We start from the raw sequence: 4,464 nt of genomic DNA on the forward strand, positions 1-4,464 counted from the left end.
CTGGGCCGCCATCGCCGGCATGCTCGCCCGCCTCACCCGAGGCGGACCCGCCCACCCGCCAACAACGCCGCATCCTCAACACACCCGACTGACAGACATGCGAAACGCTCTCTCACGAGGCTGCCTATTCATCGGCCAACCGAGCTTGTTGAAGGATGGCAAGCCGAAGATCTGCCGGAAGCGCAAGTTCGCGCCACGTTGATTCATCCATCAGGTTGCTCTTTCGTCTGGATGCTAGGGATTGCATCGATTCAACCGAGTGTTGAGCAAGGTTTGGATGTTGCGAATCGCGTGCAGCGTGGTGCAGTAGTAGTAGTTCCCTCTCAAATGCCGCATCATCCAATCGTCGACGGAGTGCAGATATTACGCGATGAATCGCGGGGTCGTTATCGTCTAGGTCGCGGATCCCGTCGATGACTCTGCTAGTTTCGCCGTTCCTGCGTAGGTCAAGAACTAGTGCGGAGTGGAGTAGGGGTCCATAGTTCTCTTTCGTGATCGGCAATTCGGGCTGAGGGAAGTCGTCAGGGTTCAAGCTGGATGAGTAAATACACATGGTGAATCCGGGATACAGCTCAGTCGACGGCTCGCGCTGCCAGCAGGATCGGAGGATTCTGAATAATTCATCGCTCGCGTCAAGAGGGATGAAGTAAGTTCTCCTGGAGGCGAACCCACGTACGTGTGGTTCCCATCTGCGTGAGGCTGGGTCTTGGGTCTTGTACTCCTCAAGTGCGAGTACTCCCAGGTATCCGTCATGTGCATGGAAAAGCAGTTCGAGGAGGTCGTCGGACCATGATGCGCCATCGACCTTCCGCGTATCTGAAGGTCGTTGCTGTGCCAGAAAGGAGTACAGGCCTAAGGCAATACTATCTTGGCGGCTCAGCTCGGGGTGGCTTCTAATCGTTGTCAGAACCTCCGCTGCGTGCCTGTCGTCGAAAACGAAAGAAACTCTGCCGGCGGCAATAAAAGCCAAGTGTTCATGGAGTGTTGCTAGAGGAATTCCGGCAGCAAGGGCCTCTTCCCGTTCCCGCCAATCGGCTAGATCCCCAAAACGCCCGGCCCTCGCGGCAAGAGCCGCTTCCTCCCAGTCGATTCCCTCGTTGAAAATGGCATCTAACAATACCCACGGAGCGATCAGGCTGCGTTCCTCTTGCAACTCAACCGGGTCAACCTTGCTTGCCAGTTCGATGGCCCCGGCAAGTCTTTCCTTGGAGGGTTCCCTCATAAACGAAGCGACGCCGTGCAGGTAACCCCATTCCGGTCCTCCATCGGGCCAATTCAGCCTGGCTGAAATTTCATCGTGCTGCTCAACACTTACGAAGGAAATCTCTCCTACGATCCCGCCGTCCTCCGCCTTGATGCGAGCCACGACTCGTCGCACGTTTCTTTCAAGCGTAGGAATAGAGAGTAGCGTCCTCAGCGCCGGCGGCATCGTCTCAACCGGTGCCCATACGCTGTTAGATCTAATGCGCCGATCCAGTAAGTCAATAGCTTCGCTGGGCTTCAATTTGGTTATGGCGCGAACTATGCTCTGCCTAATAAGCCCGGGTCGGCCGTCACCAATTGAAATGCATCGGTTGACGTTTGCTGCGTTTAATTTGGAAAGCAACGGCTGCGCGCGGTCGACGAGCCCATCAAGCTGTGTCTTCGCGACGTCCGCGATACGTGCGACCATTATTGCTGCTCGACTTGCTTCGACCTCAGATCCCCCGAGGCGCGCTGCGAGCAGCTCAGTAAAGATGGGTGAAGTTCGCTCTTGGTAAACCGAAACGAGCCGGTTTAGCAAGTCACCGTCATCGGTGTCGAGCAGTTTCAGCGCAAGCCTGGTAAGAGTGCGTGACATGGCGGGTTGCCTTGCCGCTGGGCCATCTTCGAGAAGATCGAGGGCCAGCCACGATCCTGCAGAGATCGTTGCAATGAGCGCATCATCAGGCGCATCATTCAGCTCCTGGCAGATTTGTCCGATCGTGTCGCGAAGGTGTCGTCTGTCGCTGAAGGCTTTCCCTGCTGCGAACAAGAAGACATTCCGCCAGTTCGCCACGGATGCGATGGACCGGAGTCTTGCTTGGGCGATTCCGTCCTCAGCGTCCATGAGGCCCTCGGCGGCCATGAACTCCTGGAGTGAGCGAATCTCGAACCCTACCAGGCCACTTTCGAGGCCAACCAGAAAGACAAGACGATTAGTTGCAGCTTCGATAATGCTTGCAGCTATCTGCTGCAACTGAAGCCCTTCGTGCCCTTCGTCTTTCAAGTAATTGTCCACGACCCGGGAGAATTGCTCTGTACTTAGCCGTGAATCAGTGCCGCCGGAGCGTTCGCTTTCTATCTGCAGCACCAGCCCAACTCGACGATGAATTGCATCAATGTCGGCTCGATAGTCTCTCAAAATGGAAGCGGCTGGGATGTCTCGTTCAATTTCGCGCTGATAGATTAAATTGTAGTACTCGCTAAAAAGCGTCCACCGCTCCTGGGGTGGCTGTCCCATACGGTCAACCAGGAGGGTCATGATGGTTACTTGCAACGGGCTTCTCATGAGGCGGGCGGTTGAAGAGGACTTAAGCGCTCGCTCCAGCCGCGCAATGACTTTGTCGATGCGGACCGAGTCTTGGCCAAATCGAATCGTCGTCAGGCGCTTCGCGTAGTCTAATGCTACTGCGGATGGCAATGGCTCAAGGTAGAGGTGTTTGTATAGAGAAGGTGAGAAGTCCTCGTTGTAGCCTTGGGGCCGACTGGTGGCAACGATCAGAACGTCTATTTGCTCTGTAACTACATCTACACGGAAATCTCGGACGCAGTCGAGCAACTGCTCTCTATTGGTGGAGGCCGGAACCTCATCAAGGCCATCCAGGATAATCAGCGAGGGGTAGGCGAGTAAGATTCCCTTCAGGTCTCCGATTTTGAGTTCTCTGCCCGACCGCTTGACCACGTGTCGAGTGAGGTATTCCAGTATGCTGGAGACTTCGCCGTCTGCGAGCATTTTCGCGAATTCGCTCAGGACGATCCGGAAGGGCATCCGCCTGGCTGTGGGGTGTGGCAAATGCCCGGTGCTCCACTGCTTTGCTACGCCTTCCATCGCGGCGCGTACTGGAGCGTCGAGTAGATGTTGGTTAACTTCCTGAAGAAGAGCCGTGCGGAAGATCTGGCAAATGAACTGTCCGAGTGTGGTTTTGCCTTGTCCCGGGCCACCGATCAGAACGAAACGTCCTCGAGGGCTTCTATCGCCATCGCCGGTGTCCAGATGAACACCGTTGGAACTCTGGACGAACCTTGTGCCTGCAGCCCTTACTATGGCGGCAGCAAACATGTTCTTGCGTCGATCCGGCCGCTCCGGCTGCTCCAAGTTCTGAATTGGCTCACTAGCCACAGGGAGATCTACGAATACCTGCGAAAGGGGGATCGCTTCATCAGCAGAATGCCCTGCTTGCTCAAGCTTAGCGAATTGGTCGGAGAGAAGCTCCTTCTGTAGATAGTTGATGACTATTTTATAGTAGTCGGGACGCTGCGATCTGAGGTGCCTTGCTAGTTCAAATAGGACGTCGCCCGAAGTGATCCACGCTGCGAAGGTGGCCCGCACGGAGTCGTTGTCAATTAACAGGATTCGAATTTTGTCGTAATCCCAAATGTCGTAGCCTTGAAGGTTGTTCGCATCCACAAAGTCCTTCAAGATGCGGATCACGCGGTCCTTTCCGCCAGATCCAAGTGCAGGAGTGAGTGGGACGTTCGTAGCATAAATATAGTAGTCTGGTATCTGTCGCCTGCGTTTACCCTCGCTGAAGGCCTCCAGTTCTTTCTTTAGTTCGTTCTCGGCCCAAGTTGCGTCGTCCCGTCCCGGGCGTTGACGAAATTTGGCTTGAATGACACCGTACCCGTGCCATTTGTTTACGTTCGAACCATAGTTGGTGGGCCCATCGAACGTTGCCTCTCGCCCTCCATCTGGCCCATCACCGAAGGGGGTGGCTTCATTCGTAATTGCAGCATGGGCCAGGGACTGCACTAGGTGTTCGAACGTACGGGGCGACAATCCATCGAGCCTGAAGTCCACCAACGTTGGCCCTCCTGGGGAGCGTCTGGGGTGGTTCGGCCTCTAACGCAGGGCGCGTTCGTCGGCGCGGGTACCAATAATCAGTGGGGCAACATACCAACTGTGGTCCCGGATGGCTGCCCCGTCGCTCGACGATTTAGGCTGAAACATCCCTCTATGGTGTTTCGTGCATCCGGTCGAAGCGGGCTGCAAGGTGGTTCCGAGGTAGCCGGAGGGCCATGCTCGGGCTCAAGGAGGAGTCAGTACAGGGCAGGGATGACGGGGGAGGGCACGAATACTCCAAGATTTGGTGCGTCAAGCGAAAGATCCGTGAGAGAGCGTTTCGCATGTCTGTCAGTCGGGTGTGTTGAGGGTGCGGCGTTGTTGGCGGGTGGGCGGGTCCGCCTCGGGTGAGGCGGGCGAGCATGCCGGCGATGGCGGCCCAG

The 4,464-nt window shown here is 56.1% G+C and carries 1 protein-coding gene; it reads right to left on the reverse strand.

The window, feature by feature from the left end; genetic code table 11:
• Positions 1 to 124 precede the first annotated feature (124 nt).
• Positions 125 to 4,039, reverse strand: coding sequence for an NACHT domain-containing protein (locus B5D80_RS33240; protein WP_144081843.1), 3,915 nt, complete (start codon positions 4,037 to 4,039; stop codon positions 125 to 127).
• Positions 4,040 to 4,464: the final 425 nt, after the last annotated feature.

Source organism: Micromonospora wenchangensis, assembly GCF_002210435.1.
Classification (GTDB): Bacteria; Actinomycetota; Actinomycetes; order Mycobacteriales; family Micromonosporaceae; genus Micromonospora; species Micromonospora wenchangensis.